The sequence below is a fragment of the Lactobacillus panisapium genome (assembly GCF_019469265.1).
GTDB classification, from domain to species: Bacteria; Bacillota; Bacilli; order Lactobacillales; family Lactobacillaceae; genus Lactobacillus; species Lactobacillus panisapium.
In genome coordinates, this window is the sequence record NZ_CP048268.1 from 1585632 (window position 1) to 1610510 (window position 24879).

At 41.3% G+C, this 24879-nt stretch carries 5 protein-coding genes; all 5 read right to left on the reverse strand.

Features of this window, described 5'->3' with window-relative positions; all coding sequences use genetic code 11:
• Position 1 precedes the first annotated feature (1 nt).
• The 5 genes from GYM71_RS07645 to GYM71_RS07665 all read right to left on the reverse strand — a co-directional run bounded on the left by GYM71_RS07645 (position 2) and on the right by GYM71_RS07665 (position 24691).
• Positions 2 to 2020 carry a mucin-binding protein gene (locus tag GYM71_RS07645; protein ID WP_220220031.1) on the reverse strand — a complete coding sequence of 673 codons (2019 nt, stop codon included), beginning with the start codon at positions 2018 to 2020 and terminating at the stop codon, positions 2 to 4.
• A 22-nt stretch (positions 2021 to 2042) separates the two neighbouring features.
• Positions 2043 to 4604: a BspA family leucine-rich repeat surface protein gene (locus GYM71_RS07650; RefSeq protein WP_220220032.1), complete on the reverse strand. Its 2562-nt coding sequence runs from the start codon at positions 4602 to 4604 to the stop codon at positions 2043 to 2045.
• A 171-nt stretch (positions 4605 to 4775) separates the two neighbouring features.
• Positions 4776 to 7151, reverse strand: coding sequence for a BspA family leucine-rich repeat surface protein (locus GYM71_RS07655; protein ID WP_220220033.1), 2376 nt, complete (start codon positions 7149 to 7151; stop codon positions 4776 to 4778).
• Between the two features lie 336 nt (positions 7152 to 7487).
• Positions 7488 to 7862: a hypothetical protein gene (locus GYM71_RS07660; protein WP_220220034.1), complete on the reverse strand. Its 375-nt coding sequence runs from the start codon at positions 7860 to 7862 to the stop codon at positions 7488 to 7490.
• Between the two features lie 167 nt (positions 7863 to 8029).
• Complete coding sequence (locus GYM71_RS07665; RefSeq protein WP_220220035.1) at positions 8030 to 24691, reverse strand: DUF1542 domain-containing protein; 16662 nt, start codon at positions 24689 to 24691, stop codon at positions 8030 to 8032.
• Positions 24692 to 24879 lie beyond the last annotated feature (188 nt).

A 24879-nucleotide genomic window follows, 5' to 3' on the forward strand; every position in this document is an offset into this window, starting at 1 on the left:
CTTATTTTGCCTTTTTATAGTAAATGTCAACACGCTCATTTTTGCTTGCACTAGTCACTGCTTTTGCAGCTACGTTGGCACTACTTGGTATATATCCTGTAAGTGTTGGAACGATAAACTTGCTCCAGCGAGCCGTATTCCAAGCACCATAAATCTTTTGTCCAGTAACACGATCTTCAGTTACCGGACGATTTAGAACTGCGACTTGACTATAAGTCTGAACGCTACCATTTGGTTGATGAATGTTGATTGTTCGTGTCAATGTTTTCAATTCACTGGTTTTATTCAGTTGGTGTCTGAGAGGAACCTTGATTATCTGCTTTCCTGATTTATTAACAGTGATCGTCGTTGGAAGCGGGGAAATTACTTCATAACCGTTTGGAATTTGATAATCAGGCATAACCTTATTACCTGGGTATCCGGCTACCTCTTGAGTAGCAACAACCTTACCGCTATCGATGTATTGAATAGTGATAATGTGCTTAACTGGCGTGTAGTAGACATCTACCGTTTGATCAACTGTTTGACCATTAACTATTCCTGCTGGAATTTCTTCCAGATTAGCTCCATAACCAGCAAAAACCGGTATTTGATATGCATCCCATTGTGAACTGGACCATTTGCCGTAATCAACTGAACCATCATCATAAACGGTAACTGTGCGGTTAATAATTGCCGTCTGCGTATCTGATTTTACGGTTCCATCAGGTTGATGAATATTAATTAAACGGCTAACAGCCTTTGACTCAGTTGAGGTTTCAACAACTGGTACAGCAGCAACCCAATCATAAGTAGTAACTTGATCATGAACACCTATATTCCCTAACTCCTCTGATGTATACTGCTTACCTTGATCAAAACCACTAGTTGCCGCCCAGTATGGAGCCGTTACTTTCTTATTAGTACCTGGAACAGGTGTCCCTACTGCTGGCACATTTGGAAGTGACCATCCTTGATAGCTTCTACTTTCAGTAACTGGGGCAAGAACTAAATGATTCAGACTAACGCAATTTTCAAAAATATGGCTTCCATTGCCAATCTTAAGCTGTCTGATATCTAGACTTGCGAGTTTGGTACAATCCTGAAACATTGAAATTGCACTGGTATTATCCGATTTAACTGCACTCAGATCTAAATTGACTAAACTGGTACACCCGCTAAACATAGATTGCATTTCCCGTACACTATATTTTGAACCAGCCAAAGTTAAAGTGGTTAGGCTCGAGCAGTTTTGAAACATATTAGGAACAAAACCAACACCCAATATATCTAAATTAGTTACACTTCTTAAATTTGTACACCCTTCAAACATCGACGCCATTGTATACACGTTCGAAGTATCAAAATGACTTAGGTCTATTTCCGTTAAACTACTACAATTAGAAAACATTGCTTCCGTATTAGTCATCTGCGAAGTGTCTAAATTGGTTAAGCCTTCTATGGTTTTTAAATGAGTTAAATCAGAAAATAATGATGGACCAGAGTTTGCTGCGACAGTGACCGTTGGGTCAATAATTATTTTAGTTATTTTACTATCAATAATTTGATGATCAATTTCAGTATCAATAATCTCAGCACTGCTAAACCGATTTATTTCAAGTGTTCCTTTATGAATGTGGAGAACATAGTCATCACCATCATGTTGATACTCCCACTTGCAAGTACCCCAAGTTCCTTGGTTGATCATTTCCGGTTCAGCAGCTTTGGTTGCAACGTTCTTTGTTTTTGTAATTTGGTTAACAGAATCGTTTACATTATTATCTGCATTGCCCGCATTACTAGGTTTGTTTTGCTTTTCGTTTGTAGCCGACTGAGTATTATCTTGATGTGCATCACTTGTAGGCTGATTGTTGCTGGTATCAGAACTGCTAATGTTCTGTGTCGTATTAACAGTACTGCTTTGCCCATTAGCTGAATCTACTGTTGCAGCCTTTGCTTGTTGCTGCGTTAATGCTAATCCGCAAACTAATCCCACTACTGTTGAAGAAACAATTAATCCTTTTTTCTTATTATTTTTCATGGTTTTTCCTTGATTTCATTAATTATTTATAGTAAACGTCTACTGTTTCAGCTTGCGTAGTTGCCGTTACTGTCTTGGCTGGTACAAATGTGCTGCTGGCTGTGTAACCCTTAATTCTAGGAATCTGAATCTTGTCCCATCTGCCATTGCTCCAAAAGCCGTATGTCCTTTGACCAGTAACTAAGTCTTCTGTTACTGGCCGGCTTAAAATCGCTTCTTGATTAAATGTCTGTATCGTGCCATCCGGCTTGTGAATGTTTATTGTTCTAGTAATCGATTTTAATTCATTTGTCTTCATCATTTGGTGTTTAACATTAACGTTAATAATTTGCTTGTCTGACTTGTTAATCGTAATTGTTGCTGGCGGGCAAACTACTTCGTAGCCTGCTGGTGCCTGATAATTTGGCTTAATCTTTTCGCCGGCAATTCCAGTAATTTGTTGCGTGCCAACAACCTTACCCTTGTCAATATATTGAATTGTTGCGGTATACTTAGCCGGACCATAGGTAATATCAATTGTTTGATCCTTTGTTTCAGCAGTTACAGTTTGCGCCGGAATTTCCTTAATGCTTGCTTCATAGTCCTTAAAAACAGGTACTTCGTAAGCAGCCCATTGTGCCGTTGACCAGTCACCATAGACAGTTGAGCCATCATCGTACAAATCAACTTTACGGCTAATCGTAGCTGCCTGGCGATCATTCTTTAATTTACCGTCTGGCTGGTGAACGTTAATTGTCCTGGTAATGGTTTTACTTTCAGTTGAAGACTTAACCAAGGACTTTTCTTTACTCCAATCATACGTAGTTACTTGATCACGGTCAGTAATTGCCATTAACTCAGCTGAGGTATACTTTTGACCCTGGTTATAGCCCGTAGTTGCCACCCATTTGATCTTTGGATTGGCATTCTCTGGTAGCATCGCATCGGAAGTAAACTTAGTTTCAGAGCCAAGTACTAAATGATTAAGCTTATTGCAATAACTAAACATATATCTCATGTCTGTAACATTGACTATGTCAAAGTGACTTAGATCTAAACTGATTAAACTGCTACAGCTGCCGAACAGGCCATACATATTTGTAACTTTAGATGTGTCAAAGTGACTTAAATCCAAACTGGTTAAACTGCTGCAACCATAGAACATGTAGCTCATATCTGTAACTTTAGATGTATCAAAGTGGCTTAAATCTAAACTGGTCAAACCATTGCAGTTATAAAACATCCATGACATATCTTTTACATTACTAGTATTAAAATTACCTAAATCCAAATTTGTTAGACTGCTACAATCATCGAATAAATTATTCATTTTTGTAACACTAGCAGTATTAAAGTTGCTTAGATTTAAACCTGTTAATTTTGAACAATCGGCAAACATGTAACCCAAATTTGTAACATTAGACGTATCAAAATGGCTTAAATCCAAACTGGTTAAACTATTGCAGCCTTCAAACATCCATGACATATCTACTACATTGCTAGTATCAAACTGACTTAAATCCAAGCTGGTTAAACTGCTACAACCATCGAACATACCATACATATCTGTAACTTTAGATGTATCAAAGTGACTTAAATCTAAACTGATTAAGCTACTACAATCTCTGAACACACCAAACATGTCTGTAACCTTAGATGTGTCGAAATGACTTAAATCTAAACTAACTAGGCTTTTGCATCCCATAAACATTCTACGCATATCTGTTGCATTAGACGTATTGAAGCTGCTTATATTCAGAGTTGCTAAGTTACCACAGCCAAAAAACATCATCGAAAATCCATAGTCTGTAACTTTTGCAGTATCAAAGCTACTTAAGTCTAAGGCAGATAGACTACTGCAATCTTCAAACATGCGATACATATTTGTAACTTTAGATGTGTCAAAATGACTTAAATCTAAACTTGTCAAGCTAGAACATTCACCAAACATATCACGCATGTTTGTGACGTTAGCAGTATCAAGATTGCTTAGGCCTTCTATTGTAGTTAGCTTGCTTAAGCCATAAAATAACCCACCTGATTCCTGATTAGCCACTACCCCTTGATCAATCTTAATTTTTGTTAACTGATCTTTAAAAGTACTGTTTAACTGGAGAATCCCGTTATATACAAAATCGCTATTAATCCATTTGGATTCACCTAATGTACCAGCATGTAAATACAGCACATAGTCGTCACCCTCATGCTTATACTCCCATTTACTAGTACCCCATGTTCCTTGATCAATTACTTCTGGAGTTGTTGCCGCTTTTGCAATTGCAGTTTGCTTATTTGCATCTTCGTTACCTGCACTGACATTTGAACCAGCGTCCTTATCAGTGTTATCTGCAGGCTTATCGTCAGTAACATTAGCAGTTGAACTGTCATCTGCAGTCGTTTTATCGTTAGAATTGACATCTGCTGGAATAGTATTTTGCTCAGTTGCTTTATCTGCCTTGGGTGCCTGAACAATCGTGCCGCTTTGATCATTAGCTGGATCTACCGTCGCAGCTTTGGCTTGTTGCTGCGTCAATGCTAATCCGCAAACTAGTCCTACCACTGTCGTTGACACAATTAACCCGTTTTTCTTTTTAGTATTTTTCATTATTTTCTCTTTCTTAATATACGTAATAATAATTAATTTATCTTATTTTGTGTTATGTAAACACTAAAAAGTAAAATAAATACTTGTATAAATAAAATAAATGGTACCATGCAGATGGTTAGTCTTCACAGTACCATTCACTTGTTCTATATTAATTATGAATATTTAACTTCACTTATTTGCAGAATAGTATATTTCCACTTGTTCATTTTCACTATTTGCTGTTACTTCTTGACCGGTTACTGTTGCCTGACTTGGCGTATAACCAGTGATTGCTGGTACCTTGAATTCGTCCCAGCTGTCATTGTGCCAACTGCCATAGGTCTTTTCGCCCGTTATTTGGTCTAGGCTTACAGTTCGTCTGATAACCGCCACCTGATTATAAGTTTTAATGCTGCCATCAGGTTGGTGGACATTAATTGTTCTAGTAATAGTCTTCAGCTCCGTATTTTGAACTGACTTAGGATTAACCGAAACTTTGATAACTTGCTTTCCTGAACCGTCAACTTTAATACTTGGCTGTGGTGCTGCGGCTAGTTCATAGCCAGCTGGCGCATGATAGTTAGGCGTCAATGTATCGCCGGTGTAGCCAGTTATCTCCTGCGTACCAACGACTTTGCCACTAGCATCGACATATTGCACCGTGATTGTTTGTTCAATTGGGTCATAGTATATATCAATTGCCTGATCACCAGTCTGACTAGTAACTGTTTGGGCAGGTATTTCTTTAACGCTTGGATTATAACCAGCAAAAGCGGGTACTTCATGTGCTGTCCATTGTGCTGTCGTCCAATTGCCCCATGAAATTGAACCATTTGGCTTAATTATTACAGGTCTAGTAATCATTACCGTTTGCGCATCTGTCTTAGTTGAGCCATCTGGCTGATGAACGACAATCAAGCGCGTTACTGCCTTAGTTTGCGTTGTGTTAGCCGCTACTGTTTGCGTAACCCAGTCATAGGTTGTAACTTGATCACGGCCGGTTAATGACATTAACTCATCTGATGTATAACGCTTACCTTGTTCATAACCGCTAGTTGCCACCCAGTAAGGCGCAGTTATAATTCGATTAGAACCGGAAACAACGGTATTAACAGCAAGCACAGCAGGCAGTTTAACGTCAGAAGTTAACTTGGTTCCAGAACCCAGCACTAAGTGATTAAGTTTATTGCAACCGTCAAACATTCTTGACATATTTTTTACATTGCTAGTATTAAAATTGCTTAAATCTAAACTGGTTAAACTGCTGCAAACATAGAACATGTATCTCATATCTGTAACTTTAGATGTGTCAAAGTGGCTTAAATCTAAACTGATTAAACTGCTACAGCCGCTGAATGTACCAAACATATCTGTAACTTTAGACGTGTCAAAGTGACTTAAATCTAAACTAGTTAAACTCTTGCAGCCATAAAACATGTCATAAATATTTGTAACTTTAGATGTGTCAAAGTGACTTAAATCTAAATTAGGTAAACTGCTGCAACCATCGAACATGCCATCCATATCTGTAACCTTAGATGTGTCAAAATGACTTAAATCTAAACTGGTTAAACCGCTACAACCATCGAACATACTACCCATATCTGTAATATTAGATGTGTCAAAGTGGCTTAAATCCAAACTGACCAGATTTTTACATCCAAAAAACATGCAATACATATTTGTTGCATTAGCCGTATTGAAGCTGCTTATATTCAAAGTTGCTAAGTTATCACAGCCAAAAAACATCATCGCAAATCCAAGGTCTGTAACTTTTGCAGTATCAAAGCTACTTAAGTCTAAGGCGGATAGATTGCTGCAATCTTCAAACATGCGATACATATTTGTAACTTTAGATGTGTCAAAATGACTTAAATCTAAACTGGTCAAGCTAGAACATTCACCAAACATATCACGCATGTTTGTGACGTTAGCAGTATTAAGATTGCTTAAGCCCTCTATTGTAGTTAACTTGCTTAAGCCATAAAATAATCCACCTGATTCCTGATTAGCAACTACCCCTTGATCAATCTTAATTTTTGTTAACTGATCTTTAAAAGTACTGTTTAACTTGAGAATCCCGTTATATACAAAATCGCTATTAATCCATTTGGATTCGCCTAATGTACCAGCATGCAGATATAGCACATAGTCGTCACCCTCATGCTTATACTCCCATTTACTCGTACCCCATGTTCCTTGATCAATTACTTCTGGAGTTGTTGCCGCTTTTGCAATTGCAGTTTGCTTATTTGCATCTTCATTACTTGCACTGACATTTGAATCAGTGTCTTTATCAATAGTAGCTGCAGGCTTATCTTCCGTGACATTAGCAGGTGAATTATCATCTTTATCGGCATTTTCTTGGGAGTCAGATTCAGCTGGAAGAGTATTGGGCTCAGTTGCTTTATCTGCCTTGGGTGCCTGAACAATCGTGCTATTTTGCTCATTAGCTGAATCTACCGTTGCAGCCTTTGCTTGTTGCTGCGTTAATACTAAACCACAAACTAGTCCTACAACTGTAGTTGACACAATTAACCCATTTTTCTTTTTAGTATTTTTCATTATTATCCCTTTCTAAAAATTAGTACTTTGTTATATAAATATTTTTGTTATAACAAAGCCTTAAAATATTTTATTTACATATAAACTATTTTAATACAACTTTTTAAAAATAGAACCATATTCATAGAAAAATCACAATTTTTTTGAATTAATTTAGTTATCAAGCTTAAATATACTTATAAATCATAAAAATGTATAAACATTTATCAGCTTTTTCAATAAAACAGATATTAATTCAACAATTTAATTTAAGCAAAAAAAGACCGCAATTGAATTGCGGTCTTTTCGAAAAAGGTAGGAGTGGATGTTAATCCTTTTTTAATATACCATAAATTTCTAAGAAAAAGCAACATTATTTATATTATTTAAATCAATCCAAATACCAGAAATTACTATTTCATCTATCTGATACCCTTGTACGAAACCGACAATATCTGGTTGTACTTTCCCCTCAATATCAAGTTCCTTAAGTTGAACTGAAACTTGGCGATGGTTAGCATAAGCATTCATTAAAATTTTACTAACTTCTTCTACCGTCATCGGCTCTTTTTTATGATAAATAATTGAACGTTGCCGATTGTCTTTATTCATAGTTGCTGTATGATCACTTAAAAAGAAACCCTGCCATTTTTTCATGCCCCGATCTTGATAAGTTTTAAAAAAATTATCAAGAATCTGGTCGAATTCTTCTTGATTAAATTTTTTATTCATTTTCCCTCTCTTTATTACGAACATACGTTTAAAATAATTATAAAACAAATTATTGAATTAGTAAATTTTTTCTAGCATCACAAATTAAAGATTAGACCAAAAGAAGCCCCTACCTCTTATGAGATAGGAGCTTCTTTCTTCTTGGGTTATTTAGCTAACCTTTATTTTTATTCAAAGGCTGTTTGCTTAATAAATTCATCGTTACCGATTGCGTAGTAAGCTTTGCCCTTAATAACAACTATATCACCGTAAGTCTGAACAGTTTCGCCTTTCTTCATTGCAGGCTTACTTGTCTTGTTACCGTACTTATTGTAAATAGCTGCCTTAGTAGTTAATTTACGAGCCGTTCCTGTAACATTATCACTTGCTACATATTGACCGTTAGCAATTTCAACAAATTGACGACCATCAATTGTCTTAGTATCGCCAGCTGTAATCTTGGAACCAGCTTTAAGAACTACTTGGTTAATTCTCTTGCCATCACCATTATATACATAAGCATCATGTTCAAGAACAGCATTTGAAGTTACGCCATCTGCGATAACGTTATTTGCTTCTTTTCTAGCTGTCTTAAAGTTAGCTGCCTTAACATAACGATTAGTACCAACAATGTAGTAAGACTTGCCGTGAATTGAAACTGGATCGCCGTAAGTACCAACCTTACTGTTCTTCTTCAGTAGTTTAGTACCTACACGCTTACCATTCTGGTTATAAACAAATGCATTGTGCTTCAATGTCCGCTTCTGCTCTTTAAAGTTATTAGCAGCAACATATAGACCATTATCAGTCAGGTAGAATTCACGACCACCAATATTAGTAGCTTCACCAAAGGTAGAAATTGTTGAACCCTTCTTAGCAACTAATAAGTTGGCACGTTTACCATCCTTGTCATAGAAGTATGCATTATGTTTAAGCTTCCGATCTGTTGCTTGAGCTGCATCAGCACCAGCACCAGCGCCGGCAGTTTCTGCAGCAGTACCTTGACCAGTAGCAGAATCACTGCCAGTTGAGCCTGTAACAGTAGCGCCAGCACCACCAGTACTTGTAGAGCCTTGTGAACTTGAACCAGAACCGTTAGAGCCGGAACCATTGCTGCCTGAACCGTTTGAGCCTGAGCCATTTGAACCTGAACCATTTGAGTCAGAACCATTTGAGCCTGAGCCATTTGAGTCAGAACCGTTGGAGCCGGAACCATTGCTGCCTGAACCATTTGATCCTGAGCCATTTGATCCTGAACCGTTGGAGCCAGAACCATTTGAGTCAGAACCGTTGGAGCCGGAACCATTTGAGCCTGAGCCATTTGAGCCGGAACCATTGCTGCCTGAACCATTTGATCCTGAGCCATTTGAGTCAGAACCGTTGGAGCCGGAACCGTTAGATCCTGAACCATTACTGTCGGAGCCGTTGGAGCCTGAGCCATTTGAGCCAGAACCGTTGGAGCCGGAACCATTGCTGCCTGAACCATTAGATCCTGAGCCGTTGGAGCCGGAACCATTGCTGCCGGAACCATTGCTGCCAGAACCATTTGAGCCTGAGCCGTTGGAGCCGGAACCATTGCTGCCTGAGCCATTTGAGCCAGAACCGTTGGAGCCGGAACCATTGCTGCCTGAACCGTTGGATCCTGAACCATTACTGTCGGAGCCGTTGGAGCCTGAGCCGTTTGATCCTGAACCATTCGAGCCTGAGCCATTTGATCCTGAGCCGTTGGAGTCTGAGCCATTTGATCCTGAACCATTGCTGCCTGAACCATTTGATCCTGAGCCGTTGGAGCCTGAACCATTTGATCCTGAGCCGTTGGAGCCTGAACCATTGCTGCCGGAACCGTTAGATCCTGAGCCATTTGATCCGGAACCATTGCTGCCTGAACCGTTGGATCCTGAACCATTTGAACCGGAACCATTGCTGCCTGAACCATTTGAGTCAGAACCATTTGATCCTGAACCATTGCTGCCGGAACCGTTGGATCCTGAGCCATTTGAACCGGAACCATTGCTGCCTGAACCATTTGAGTCAGAACCGTTGGATCCTGAGCCATTAGATCCTGAACCATTCGAGCCTGAGCCATTTGAGTCAGAACCGTTAGATCCTGAGCCATTTGAGTCAGAGCCATTGCTGCCTGAACCATTTGAGCCAGAGCCGTTAGATCCTGAACCGTTGGAGCCTGAGCCATTTGAACCAGAACCGTTGGAGTCAGAACCATTTGATCCTGAACCATTGCTGCCGGAACCGTTGGAGCCTGAGCCATTTGATCCTGAACCATTGCTGCCGGAACCATTTGAGTCAGAACCGTTGGAGCCTGAACCATTAGATCCGGAACCATTTGATCCTGAGCCATTTGATCCTGAACCATTCGAGTCAGAACCGTTGGAGCCGGAACCGTTAGATCCTGAACCGTTGGATCCTGAGCCATTTGAGTCAGAACCATTTGATCCTGAACCATTGCTGCCTGAGCCATTTGATCCTGAACCGTTGGAGTCAGAACCATTTGATCCTGAACCATTGCTGCCTGAGCCATTTGAGCCAGAACCGTTGGATCCTGAACTGTTGGATCCTGAACCATTGCTGCCGGAACCGTTGGAGCCTGAGCCATTTGATCCTGAACCATTTGAGCCAGAACCGTTGGAGCCTGAGCCATTTGAACCGGAACCATTGCTGCCTGAACCATTTGAGTCAGAACCGTTGGATCCTGAGCCATTAGATCCTGAACCATTCGAGCCTGAGCCATTTGAGTCAGAACCGTTAGATCCTGAGCCATTTGAGTCAGAGCCATTGCTGCCTGAACCATTTGAGCCAGAGCCGTTAGATCCTGAACCGTTGGAGCCTGAGCCATTTGAACCAGAACCGTTGGAGTCAGAACCATTTGATCCTGAACCATTGCTGCCGGAACCGTTGGAGCCTGAGCCATTTGATCCTGAACCATTGCTGCCGGAACCATTGGAGTCAGAACCGTTTGAGCCTGAACCATTTGATCCGGAACCATTTGATCCTGAGCCATTTGATCCTGAACCATTCGAGTCAGAACCGTTTGAGCCTGAACCATTTGATCCTGAACCATTCGAGTCAGAACCGTTTGAGCCTGAACCATTTGATCCTGAACCATTGCTGTCGGAACCATTGGAGTCAGAACCGTTAGATCCTGAACCGTTGGATCCTGAGCCATTTGAGTCAGAACCATTTGATCCTGAACCATTGCTGCCTGAGCCATTTGAGCCAGAACCGTTGGATCCTGAACCATTGCTGCCTGAACCGTTTGATCCTGAGCCATTTGAGTCAGAGCCATTGCTGCCTGAACCATTTGAGCCAGAACCGTTGGATCCTGAACCATTGCTGCCGGAACCGTTGGAGCCTGAGCCATTTGAGTCAGAGCCATTGCTGCCTGAACCATTTGAGCCAGAACCGTTGGATCCTGAACCATTGCTGCCGGAACCGTTTGATCCTGAGCCATTTGATCCTGAACCGTTGGAGCCTGAGCCATTTGAGTCAGAACCGTTGGAGCCTGAACCATTTGATCCTGAACCATTTGATCCTGAACCATTGCTGCCGGAACCATTTGAGTCAGAACCGTTAGATCCTGAACCGTTGGATCCTGAGCCATTTGAGTCAGAACCATTTGATCCTGAACCATTGCTGCCTGAGCCATTTGATCCTGAACCGTTGGAGTCAGAACCATTTGATCCTGAACCATTACTGCCTGAGCCATTTGATCCTGAACCGTTTGAGCCTGAACCATTTGAGTCAGAGCCATTGTTGCCTGAACCATTTGAGCCAGAACCGTTTGATCCTGAGCCATTTGATCCTGAACCGTTTGAGCCTGAGCCATTTGAGTCAGAACCATTTGAACCGGAACCATTGCTGCCTGAGCCATTTGAGTCAGAACCGTTAGATCCTGAACCATTTGAGTCAGAGCCATTGTTGCCTGAACCATTTGAGCCAGAACCGTTGGATCCTGAACCATTGCTGCCCGAGCCATTGGAACCTGAGCCGTTGGAGTCTGAACCATTTGAACCGGAACCATTCGAGCCTGAACCATTTGAGTCAGAGCCATTGTTGCCTGAACCATTTGAGCCAGAACCGTTTGATCCTGAGCCATTTGAGTCAGAACCATTTGAACCGGAACCATTATTATTTTTACCAAATGAATTAATTACTTTTGAAGCATCGGCCATAACAATTAGTAATTCTTCATTAGATTTGGCAGCATCAGCTTTATCTTGAAATTCTTTTACAGCTTGATCAATCTTATCCTTGGCTGCTTTTTTATCGCTGTCACTTAACTCGGATTTATCAATGGCCTTTTTAGCATCTTCACCCATTTGTTTGATTTGATCTTTAGCTACAGACTTATCTTTTTGGAATTGAGCCTGGTTATCTGCATCAGTTGTTATCTGAGTTACATTCGCAGTTCCATCAGACTTAGCCTTTTCAATTCCATCAGCATCAGTTGCTTTATCAACAGCATCTTTGGCTGCAGCTGCGGCATCATCAACTGCTTTATTCGCAGCAGCTTTTTGCTCATTAGTTAAATTCAAATCTTGAGAAATCTTGTTCTTAGCTGTATTAGCTGCGGCATCAATTGCATCCTTAGCAGCTTGCTTTTGATCGTCAAGAGTAATAACTGGTTTTTGAGCTACATCAATTCCAGCAATACCAGCTGCTTTACCATTATTAATGTCTTCAGCATCTTTGGCCTTGTTAATTGAATCTTTAGCTGCAGCTGCGGCATCATCAATAGCTTGTTTTTCTTTAGTCTTTTCTGCAGCAGTCTTAGATTGATCTTTGTCAACCTTATCTTTAGCTGCAGTAGCTGCATCAGTAATTGCTTGAATAGCATCAGACTTTTGACTTTCAAATGGCTTACCAGGAATGTACTGTGCATCGATTGCTTCAACACCAGCATTCATCTTACTGTTAACAGTTGTAGCATCTTCCGCACGATCAATTGCATTCTTAGCTTTATTTGCTTCTAGATCAACATTAGCTATTTGCTTCGACTTTTCAGCTGCGGTTAAGCTTGCATCACTATTAATTCTCTTTCTGATAATTAATGCTTCATCATCAATTGAATCTTTAGCACTTTGCTTTTGTCCTGCTAATTCAATAGCACTATTAGCTTTAACCACATCATTAATTGCGATTGCGCTATCGGAGATAGCTTTACTAATTTCATCAGAACCAACTGCTACTCTAACTGCTTCCTTGCCCTTAGCTGCGGCATCATCAATTGCTTGGTTTGCCTTTGCCTTCTGAGCATCAGTAACATTCTTAGATTGTGCAATCTTATCCTTTGCAGCTGTAGCCGCATCGTCAATTGCTTTAACAGCTGCATTCTTTTGATCTGCAATTGACTTACCTGGAATATATTGAGCATCAATTGCTGCAATTCCAACTGCCTGTTTATCAGCTACTTCTTGAGCATCTACTGCACGATCAATTGCATTTGTAGCTTTATCTGCTTCTAACTTAACATTAGATATCTGAACTTGCTTCTCATCATTAGTCAAAGTTGGATCAGCAGATATAGCATTTTCAATTGCAGCTGCTTCAGTAGCAATTTGATCCTTAGCATTTTGCTTCAAAGCCTTTAGGTCAGCTGCACTATTAGCTTTAACTACGGCATTAATTGCATCAATACCATCAGAAACAGCTTGGCTAATTCCTTGAGCGTCTTGAGCTGCATTAATTACTGACTTAGCACTGTTGACTGCATCATCAACTGCTTGATTTGCCTTAGCTTTATCTTCAGGAGTAACGTTCTTAGATTGTGCAATCTTATCTTTTGCTGCAGCAGCGGCATCATCAAGAGCCTTCGCAGCACTAGCTTTTTGATCTGGAAGTGATTTACCAGGTACATATTGCGCATCAATTGCATTAATTCCAGCAACTTCTTTATCACTTATTTCTTGTGAAGTCTTAGCACGATCAATTGCATTCTTAGCTTTTTGCAATTCAGAATCAACATTAGCAATTTGAGTTGCTCGAGCAGACTCATCAAGTGAAGTATCTTTGTTGATAATACCAGTGATTGTAGCTGCCTCTTGGTCAAGCTTATCTTTAGCATCCTTCTTTTGTGAATCAAGATCAGTACCAGATAAGTGCTGAGCGTGAAGTGCTGTAATTCCCTTAGCATATTCAACTTGAACTGCTTGAGCATTAACTGCTCCATCAATTCTGTCAATTGCTTTTTGGGCTTGAGCTTCTACAGCCTTAACTTGATCCGCTTTAGTCTTGTCATCAAGAACTGGATCACTATTAATCGCAGCCTTTACAATTTCAGCTTCGTCTCTAATTAATTGCTTAGCGTATTCTTTTTGCTCAGCTAATGTAAATGGATTACTTACATATTTAGAATCAATTATGGTAATACCACGATCACGTGAATTCTTAACGCCCTGAGCGTTTGTTGCAGTATCAATACTTTGCTTTGCTCTAGTAGCAGCGGCATCAACAGCTGCAGCTTGATCAGCCTTGGTCTTATCATCAAGTGTTGGGTCTTTAGCAATCCAACCCTTAATCTTAAGTGCCTCTTCATCAATTCGATCCTTAGCATCTTGCTTTTGATCATCAAGTGTTGTATCGCTTGGTACATAATCATTATCAATTGCGGTAATACCATTATTAGTTTCATTGATAACAGTTTGAGCATTTGCAGCAGTATCAATCTTATCCTTAGCTGCCTTAGCATCGGCATCGACTTGTGCCTTTTGAGCTGCCTTTTCTTCGTTAGTCAAAGTAGGATCTGTCGTGATTGAATTCTTGATAAGTTTAGCTTCTTGATCAATTCTGTCTTTAGCAGTCTGCTTTTGTTCATCAAGTGTAACGGCACCTGGTTGGTGATCATCATCGATCGCTGTGATACCCGCCTTGAGTTCGTCTTTAACTCCTTGTGCATTCGCAGCAGTATCAATCTTATCCTTAGCTACTTTAGAATCGGCATCTACCTTAGCTTTTTGTGCTGCCTTTTCAGAACTAGTTAAAGTTTCATCATTATCGATGTCATTCTTGATGTTAACAGCTTCTTGATCAATTCTGTCCTTAGCACTCTGCTTTTGCTCATCAAGTGAAGCCGTATTTGGTACATGATCATTATCAATTGCAGTAATACCTGCTTTGAGTTCATCCTTAACTTCTTGAGCATTCTCAGCATTATCAATATTAGTCTTAGCTATCTTAGCATCTGAATCAACCTTAGCTTTTTGCTTCGACTTTTCAGCTGTTGTTAAGCTGTCATCATTATCGATGTCATTCTTAATATTAACGGCTTCTTGATCAATCTTGTCTTTAGCAGTTTGCTTTTGATCAGGTAATGAAACTGTATTGGACACATGGTCAGATTCAATCTGCTTAATGCCATCATTACGCGCATCTTCAACACCTTGAGCATTTAATGCATCTTCAATATTCTGCTTTGCAATAGTAGCATCAGTATCAACCTTAGCCTTTTGCTTGGTCTTTTCAGCCGTTGTTAAAGTTTCATCATTATCAATAGCATTCTTAATTTCAACTGCTTTTTGATCAATCTTATCCTTAGCAATCTTCTTTTGGTCTTCCAAAGAAGTTGTGTTTGGTACGTGATCGTTTCTAATTGCTTCTTCACCAGCATTAAGAGCATCAAGTATACCTTGCGCATCAGCTGCCTTGTCAATGTTACCCTTAGCTATCTGGGCATCGCTATCAACTTTGGCCTTTTGAGCTGTCTTCTCAGAGGTTGTTAGCGTTGGATCTTTATCAATTTCACCCTTAACTTGAGTAGCTATCTGATCAATCTTATCCTTAGCTGTTTGCATTTGGTCATCCAGTTTAGTACCTGGTTGGTAGGCCTTTTCAATTGCTGGCTTACCAGTGGCTACTGCGCTGTTAATAGCATCAGCTGTTTTAGCTGCATCAATTGCGGCATTAGCCGTATCGCGCTCATCGCCTGCTGTCTTCAGCTGTGCGGCCTTTTGGTCTTTCGATAAGGTCGGATCGCCGTTTATCTTCGCTGCCGTGTCAGTATAAGCTTGCGCAATTATTTTCTTCGCATCTGTTATCTGTTGACTCAGATCTGTACCTGGCTGGTAGGAGTTTTCAATTGCTGGCTTACCAGTGGCTACTGCGCTGTTAATAGCATCAGCTGTTTTAGCTGCATCAATTGCGGCATTAGCCGTATCGCGCTCATCGCCTGCTGTCTTCAGCTGTGCGGCCTTTTGATCTTTCGATAAGGTCGGATCGCCGTTTATCTTCGCTGCCGTGTCAGTATAAGCTTGCGCAATTATTTTCTTCGCATCTGTTATCTGTTGACTCAGATCTGTACCTGGCTGGTAGGCCTTTTCAATTGCTGGCTTACCAGTGGCTACTGCGCTGTTAATAGCATCAGCTGTTTTAGCTGCATCAATTGCGGCATTAGCCGTATCGCGCTCATCGCCTGCTGTCTTCAGCTGTGCGGCCTTTTGATCTTTCGATAAGGTCGGATCGCCGTTTATCTTCGCTGCCGTGTCAGTATAAGCTTGCGCAATTATTTTCTTCGCATCTGTTATCTGTTGACTCAGATCTGTACCTGGCTGGTAGGAGTTTTCAATTGCTGGCTTACCAGTGGCTACTGCGCTGTTAATAGCATCAGCTGTTTTAGCTGCATCAATTGCGGCATTAGCCGTATCGCGCTCATCGCCTGCTGTCTTCAGCTGTGCGGCCTTTTGATCTTTCGATAAGGTCGGATCGCCGTTTATCTTCGCTGCCGTGTCAGTATAAGCTTGCGCAATTATTTTCTTCGCATCTGTTATCTGTTGACTCAGATCTGTACCTGGCTGGTAGGAGTTTTCAATTGCTGGCTTACCAGTGGCTACTGCGCTGTTAATAGCGTCAGCTGTTTTAGCTGCATCAATTGCGGCATTAGCCTTATCACGCTCATCGCCTGCTGTCTTCAGCTGTGCGGCCTTTTGATCTTTCGATAAGGTCGGATCGCCGTTTATCTTCGCTGCCGTGTCAGTATAAGCTTGCGCAATTATTTTCTTCGCATCTGTTATCTGTTGACTCAGATCTGTACCTGGCTGGTAGGAGTTTTCAATTGCTGGCTTACCAGTGGCTACTGCGCTGTTAATAGCGTCAGCTGTTTTAGCTGCATCAATTGCGGCATTAGCCTTATCGCGCTCATCGCCTGCTGTCTTCAGCTGTGCGGCCTTTTGATCTTTCGATAAGGTCGGATCGCCGTTTATCTTCGCTGCCGTGTCAGTGTAAGCTTGCGCAATTATTTTCTTCGCATCTGTTATCTGTTGACTCAGATCTGTACCTGGCTGGTAGGAGTTTTCAATTGCTGGCTTACCAGTGGCTACTGCGCTGTTAATAGCATCAGCTGTTTTAGCTGCATCAATTGCGGCATTAGCCGTATCGCGCTCATCGCCTGCTGTCTTCAGCTGTGCGGCCTTTTGATCTTTCGATAAGGTCGGATCGCCGTTTATCTTCGCTGCCGTGTCAGTATAAGCTTGCGCAATTATTTTCTTCGCATCTGTTATCTGTTGACTCAGATCTGTACCTGGCTGGTAGGAGTTTTCAATTGCTGGCTTACCAGTGGCTACTGCACTGTTAATAGCGTCAGCTGTTTTAGCTGCATCAATTGCGGCATTAGCCTTATCACGCTCATCGCCTGCTGTCTTCAGCTGTGCGGCCTTTTGATCTTTCGATAAGGTCGGATCGCCGTTTATCTTCGCTGCCGTGTCAGTATAAGCTTGCGCAATTATTTTCTTCGCATCTGTTATCTGTTGACTCAGATCTGTACCTGGCTGGTAGGCCTTTTCAATTGCTGGCTTACCAGTGGCTACTGCGCTGTTAATAGCATCAGCTGTTTTAGCTGCATCAATTGCGGCATTAGCCTTATCACGCTCATCGCCTGCTGTCTTCAGCTGTGCGGCCTTTTGATCTTTCGATAAGGTCGGATCGCCGTTTATCTTCGCTGCCGTGTCAGTATAAGCTTGCGCAATTATTTTCTTCGCATCTGTTATCTGTTGACTCAGATCTGTACCTGGCTGGTAGGAGTTTTCAATTGCTGGCTTACCAGTGGCTACTGCGCTGTTAATAGCATCAGCTGTTTTAGCTGCATCAATTGCGGCATTAGCCGTATCGCGCTCATCGCCTGCTGTCTTCAGCTGTGCGGCCTTTTGGTCTTTCGATAAGGTCGGATCGCCGTTTATCTTCGCTGCCGTGTCAGTATAAGCTTGCGCAATTATTTTCTTCGCATCTGTTATCTGTTGACTCAGATCTGTACCTGGCTGGTAGGAGTTTTCAATTGCTGGCTTACCAGTGGCTACTGCACTGTTAATAGCGTCAGCTGTTTTAGCTGCATCAATTGCGGCATTAGCCGTATCGCGCTCATCGCCTGCTGTCTTCAGCTGTGCGGCCTTTTGGTCTTTCGATAAGGTCGGATCGCCGTTTATCTTCGCTGCCGTGTCAGTATAAGCTTGCGCAATTATTTTCTTCGCATCTGTTATCTGTTGACTCAGATCTGTACCTGGCTGGTAGGAGTTTTCAATTGCTGGCTTACCAGTGGCTACTGCGCTGTTAATAGCATCAGCTGTTTTAGCTGCATCAATTGCGGCATTAGCCGTATCGCGCTCATCGCCTGCTGTCTTCAGCTGTGCGGCCTTTTGATCTTTCGATAAGGTCGGATCGCCGTTTATCTTCGCTGCCGTGTCAGTATAAGCTTGCACAATTATTTTCTTCGCATCTGTTATCTGTTGACTCAGATCTGTACCTGGCTGGTAGGAGTTTTCAATTGCTGGCTTACCAGTGGCTACTGCGCTGTTAATAGCATCAGCTGTTTTAGCTGCATCAATTGCGGCATTAGCCGTATCGCGCTCATCGCCTGCTGTCTTCAGCTGTGCGGCCTTTTGATCTTTCGATAAGGTCGGATCGCCGTTTATCTTCGCTGCCGTGTCAGTATAAGCTTGCGCAATTATTTTCTTCGCATCTGTTATCTGTTGACTCAGATCTGTACCTGGCTGGTAGGAGTTTTCAATTGCTGGCTTACCAGTGGCTACTGCGCTGTTAATAGCGTCAGCTGTTTTAGCTGCATCAATTGCGGCATTAGCCGTATCGCGCTCATCGCCTGCTGTCTTCAGCTGTGCGGCCTTTTGATCTTTCGATAAGGTCGGATCGCCGTTTATCTTCGCTGCCGTGTCAGTATAAGCTTGCGCAATTATTTTCTTCGCATCTGTTATCTGTTGACTCAGATCTGTACCTGGCTGGTAGGAGTTTTCAATTGCTGGCTTACCAGTGGCTACTGCGCTGTTAATAGCATCAGCTGTTTTAGCTGCATCAATTGCGGCATTAGCCGTATCACGCTCATCGCCTGCTGTCTTCAGCTGTGCGGCCTTTTGATCTTTCGATAAGGTCGGATCGCCGTTTATCTTCGCTGCCGTGTCAGTATAAGCTTGCGCAATTATTTTCTTCGCATCTGTTATCTGTTGACTCAGATCTGTACCTGGCTGGTAGGAGTTTTCAATTGCTGGCTTACCAGTGGCTACTGCGCTGTTAATAGCGTCAGCTGTTTTAGCTGCATCAATTGCGGCATTAGCCTTATCGCGCTCATCGCCTGCTGTCTTCAGCTGTGCGGCCTTTTGGTCTTTCGATAAGGTCGGATCGCCGTTTATCTTCGCTGCCGTGTCAGTATAAGCTTGCGCAATTATTTTCTTCGCATCTGTTATCTGTTGACTCAGATCTGTACCTGGCTGGTAGGAGTTTTCAATTGCTGGCTTACCAGTGGCTACTGCGCTGTTAATAGCATCAGCTGTTTTAGCTGCATCAATTGCGGCATTAGCCGTATCGCGCTCATCGCCTGCTGTCTTCAGCTGTGCGGCCTTTTGGTCTTTCGATAAGGTCGGATCGCCGTTTATCTTCGCTGCCGTGTCAGTATAAGCTTGCGCAATTATTTTCTTCGCATCTGTTATCTGTTGACTCAGATCTGTACCTGGCTGGTAGGAGTTTTCAATTGCTGGCTTACCAGTGGCTACTGCGCTGTTAATAGCATCAGCTGTTTTAGCTGCATCAATTGCGGCATTAGCCGTATCGCGCTCATCGCCTGCTGTCTTCAGCTGTGCGGCCTTTTGATCTTTCGATAAGGTCGGATCGCCGTTTATCTTCGCTGCCGTGTCAGTATAAGCTTGCGCAATTATTTTCTTCGCATCTGTTATCTGTTGACTCAGATCTGTACCTGGCTGGTAGGAGTTTTCAATTGCTGGCTTACCAGTGGCTACTGCGCTGTTAATAGCATCAGCTGTTTTAGCTGCATCAATTGCGGCATTAGCCGTATCGCGCTCATCGCCTGCTGTCTTCAGCTGTGCGGCCTTTTGATCTTTCGATAAGGTCGGATCGCCGTTTATCTTCGCTGCCGTGTCAGTATAAGCTTGCGCAATTATTTTCTTCGCATCTGTTATCTGTTGACTCAGATCTGTACCTGGCTGGTAGGAGTTTTCAATTGCTGGCTTACCAGTGGCTACTGCACTGTTAATAGCGTCAGCTGTTTTAGCTGCATCAATTGCGGCATTAGCCTTATCGCGCTCATCGCCTGCTGTCTTCAGCTGTGCGGCCTTTTGATCTTTCGATAAGGTCGGATCGCCGTTTATCTTCGCTGCCGTGTCAGTATAAGCTTGCGCAATTATTTTCTTCGCATCTGTTATCTGTTGACTCAGAGCAGTACCCGGTTGGTAGGAGTTTTCAATTGCTGGCTTACCAGTGGCTACTGCGCTGTTAATAGCATCAGCTGTTTTAGCTGCATCAATTGCGGCATTAGCCGTATCACGCTCATCGCCTGCTGTCTTCAGCTGTGCGGCCTTTTGATCTTTCGATAAGGTCGGATCGCCGTTTATCTTCGCTGCCGTGTCAGTATAAGCTTGCGCAATTATTTTCTTCGCATCTGTTATCTGTTGACTCAGAGCAGTACCCGGTTGGTAGGAGTTTTCAATTGCTGGCTTACCAGTGGCTACTGCGCTGTTAATAGCATCAGCTGTTTTAGCTGCATCAATTGCGGCATTAGCCGTATCACGCTCATCGCCTGCTGTCTTCAGCTGTGCGGCCTTTTGATCTTTCGATAAGGTCGGATCGCCGTTTATCTTCGCTGCCGTGTCAGTATAAGCTTGCGCAATTATTTTCTTCGCATCTGTTATCTGTTGACTCAGAGCAGTACCCGGTTGGTAGGAGTTTTCAATTGCTGGCTTACCAGTGGCTACTGCGGTATTAACAGCGTCGGCATCTTGAGCATTATCGATTGCGGTAATGGCCGCATCATGCGCTGAGCTTGCCGCCTTCAGCTGGTCGTTCTTCACAGCTTGGGTTAAAGTAGGATCGTTGTTTATATTATTAACTGTCTCCTTATACACTGCTTCAATGTCAGCATACGCATCTGTCTTTTGCTCACTTAACGGCTTAATATCTTTAATACCGTTTTCATAAGCTTTCTCCATGGCCGCTATACCACTATTTTTAGCATTCTCTACTAGGCTTGGAGTATTTGTAGCTGCTTGGTTAATTTTATCTCTAGCTGCATTATATGCGTCATCAACAAGCTTTTTCACTGCATCCTTTTGATCTTTAGTCAAATCTTTATTTCCGGCAATTGTACCAGTAACTGGGTCAGTTAGCTTATTGTACTTATCTTCCAGTTCATTTAAAGCACTATTTTTATCCAGAGGTGCATAAACATACTTAAGTGAATACTTTTGATCAGCAGGCAGGTTGGTTTGATCTGGCATTTCAAAGGTATCACCAGCTTTAACCGTCTTACCGTTTAACTCAATGTGATCAAGTTGCGAGTTAATTGCTTCTGGAGCTTCTGGAACAGTTATTGTTTGACCAGTCACACCAGTAACAGTTACCGGATTTATAGGACTAACAGCAGCATTACCTAGATCAACGAAACTTACTGGAATAGTCTGCTGGTTACCTTCAACAAAGATAGTAACTAACGGATTATTATCAGTAACTTGAGTTGTTGTCGGTTGCTTGCCATCAGTTGCAGCTTGGGTTGAATAATGGTAACCAGCTGGAACATTATCAGTCTTGTAGTACTTGTTAGTCCAGTCGATGGTGTTACCGTAGTTAGCTGGTGTTACACCACCAACAGCTTCAGTACCAGTTCTACCTGAAAGTGGTGAAGTCAATACTCGGTTGGTCTTGTAATCAACGTATTGGTAGCTAACCTTTTGCGGTGCACCGTAGACATAAATCTTATAAATGTAATCAAAGTGATTAGGATCTTTATCATCATCATCTGTGTGCATTGGTACTGTACCAACATATGCTTGACCTGTTAATTCATCACCATCATCATCAGTACTGATTGGATTACCGCCACTTTGCTTATCCTTTTTTGCACCAGCATAGACCTGATTACCTAATGCCCACATATAGCCTTTAGGCATTAAAGCATTAACATATTTGTCTGTAATGAAAGGAATACTTTGACCAACAAAGTTATCATTATCATTGATACCTATATCGATAGGTTTATCAGATAATGGTTTGCCATTTTGATCAACATATTGAACTCCGACCCTACCAACACTAACGGCAAGAGTTTGAATTTCTCGTGTACCACCTTGAATAATGTTGGATGGACTTGAAGGAGTACCCGGTTGGGCATTTATAGGAATAATATAAGCATTCCCACCTTTTACAGTCATTTCCGCAAATTGCAATGTATTATCAGCTGGGTTGGTTTTTTGCGAATTCGTATTTAACCAAGTACTTATCTTTGAATTGTTTAGAGTTACGCTACCACTACCAGTTATAATATTTCCTGGGCGGGCTGGATTTCCTGACCCATTATTGACAGCAAAGTGGAGACTTTTTGGTGACGTAAATACTACACTGGAGGTACCGGCCACTGAAATAATTGAGTTAATATTGTTTTGATTAATATCTAACTTTGCACCAGGAGCAAATGTAGCCTTTTGATTATTTCGGAGACTTATTGCATTGGGCATAGTAGAAACGGGCACTGTTAAATCAAAATTCTGTCCGAAATCGTAAGTTCCATTAGGATCTTGAGTATAAGTGGTGTCTAAAAAGTATTGAAAACCAGATTGCTTCCAAGTTACGTTATCCCCAACTTTAACTTTATCAATATTCTTATACAAAGCTGGGAAATTAGCAGTTCGATTATTAAAAACATATGCTTCGTTAACTGAACCGTTACCCATAGAAAATGAATTGCCGTAACCAATGCTGTTAGGGGTAGTATTTTGGTAATCGTACCAAAACTCTGAGTTAGGAGTTGATCCTGCTACACGGTTCATCCTAATGGAACTATTATTAGCCATTTCTATTTTTGTAACATATCTAGTAACTTCATCAGAAATATTGAAAGTATTTTTACCAGAGAATTTAACATAAGCATACCCAGCAGTTATTGCATGACTAGGTGACATACAAGTAGTTGCTGACGTGTTAAATGCTCTAGGATCATCTGTAGTTAGTGTTATATTATCAAAATTGGCGGTTAAGCCTATCCCATTACGAGTGAAAACTAAGGAATGACCGTCCCAGCCATCACCGAACCCACTACCACTATTATATGATTGCTTATAAGTAGCATTAGTCAAAGTAACCGATGTTGGCGTATTGACACTAGTATTGTTAAAATAAAATGCGCCAAAATCCGTATTACCTAAATCAATAGTGTGTCCGTTACCATTAACTACAATATTAGTGCCAGCAGCACGCATTCCAAGTGTACCACCAGTTGTATAAGCTATATCGCTTGTTATATTGATATAGGTAACAGTTAAATCCTTCCAAGCGGCGCTCAGTTCTGCGTACGTTGAAACATTTGCCACTTTCGTTTTGTACTTATCAGGATTAGTAATTTGATCAGGTACCGGAATATTAACAGAAGTCTTAGTTTGACCTAATGGATTGTTTTTCAAATCTTCGTCAAACTTATTACGTCCACCATCTGGGTCGTTACCAACAGCAACAGTTTTGTCCCCATCGGTGTCAGCTGCTGTATCAATTCTTGGCGTTGCTTCATCTTGAGCAGTTACATCATTTGTACTTCTCTTGTCTACTGCCTTATTGTCTGAAGTACCTTCTACTTTAGTATTAGTAGTTGCATTATTTGCTGCAATTTTAGCAGAATCAGTTGCTGAATTTGCGGCAGAATCAGTTACAAGTGAACTGGTTGCTTCAGATTTATCAGTCTTAGCCGTAGTTGCAGCTACAGCTGCTGAATTATCATTAGTTGCAGTTACACCGTTAGAAGTTGATGCAGATTTGAAGAATGAACTCAAACCTTTATAAGTAGTAACGCCAACCTTCTTTGAAGCAGGTTTAACATTCTTACTTATTACAGGAGCTTTTTTGGTGCTCTTTTTAGCAGTTGACTTAGCTTTAGTAACAACTGAGCCTGGTTCATAAGCATTATCAATATTTGATACAGTCTCTTCAATAACCGCTTTAACATCAGCTAAATTAGCTGCTGCATCAACCTTAGTTTTGGCAGCAGTAACCAAGGCATCAACTTTTTTGACTTGTTGCGCCTTTTTGCTACTAGATAAGTTCAAATCAGAATTAATCTTTTCCTTAATAGTAGTAGCTTCAGTGTTAATAGTAGTAGAAGCATTTAATTTTGCATCTTCCAGCGACTTCGATTCGACAGTCTTTTGAAGGTCTTGATCTACTCCTTTTTGATCCTTTTGATTATCAATATCAGCGGCCTTTACGGGAGCAGTTGAACTACTTCCTAAGTAAATTCCACCGAGCATAAATGTTAATAAAGAATAGCTAACAAGCCATCCTTTTTTGCTTTTATGCATCTTATAATTTGTATTTTTCGTTTCTTCGATAAGATTCGAGTTTCTCTTCAAATTATACTCACCATTCTTTCATTTAATATATAACATTAATATATAACAAAAGTAGTTTAGCACATTTATCATGATGTATAAAGCTCTTTTTCAAATGATTTTATTAACAAAGTGGCTGCTATACCCCACTGTAAAGCGCTTTTCAAAAATGCAATAAATGATTTTTATAAGCTCTGTCTTTTTAAATA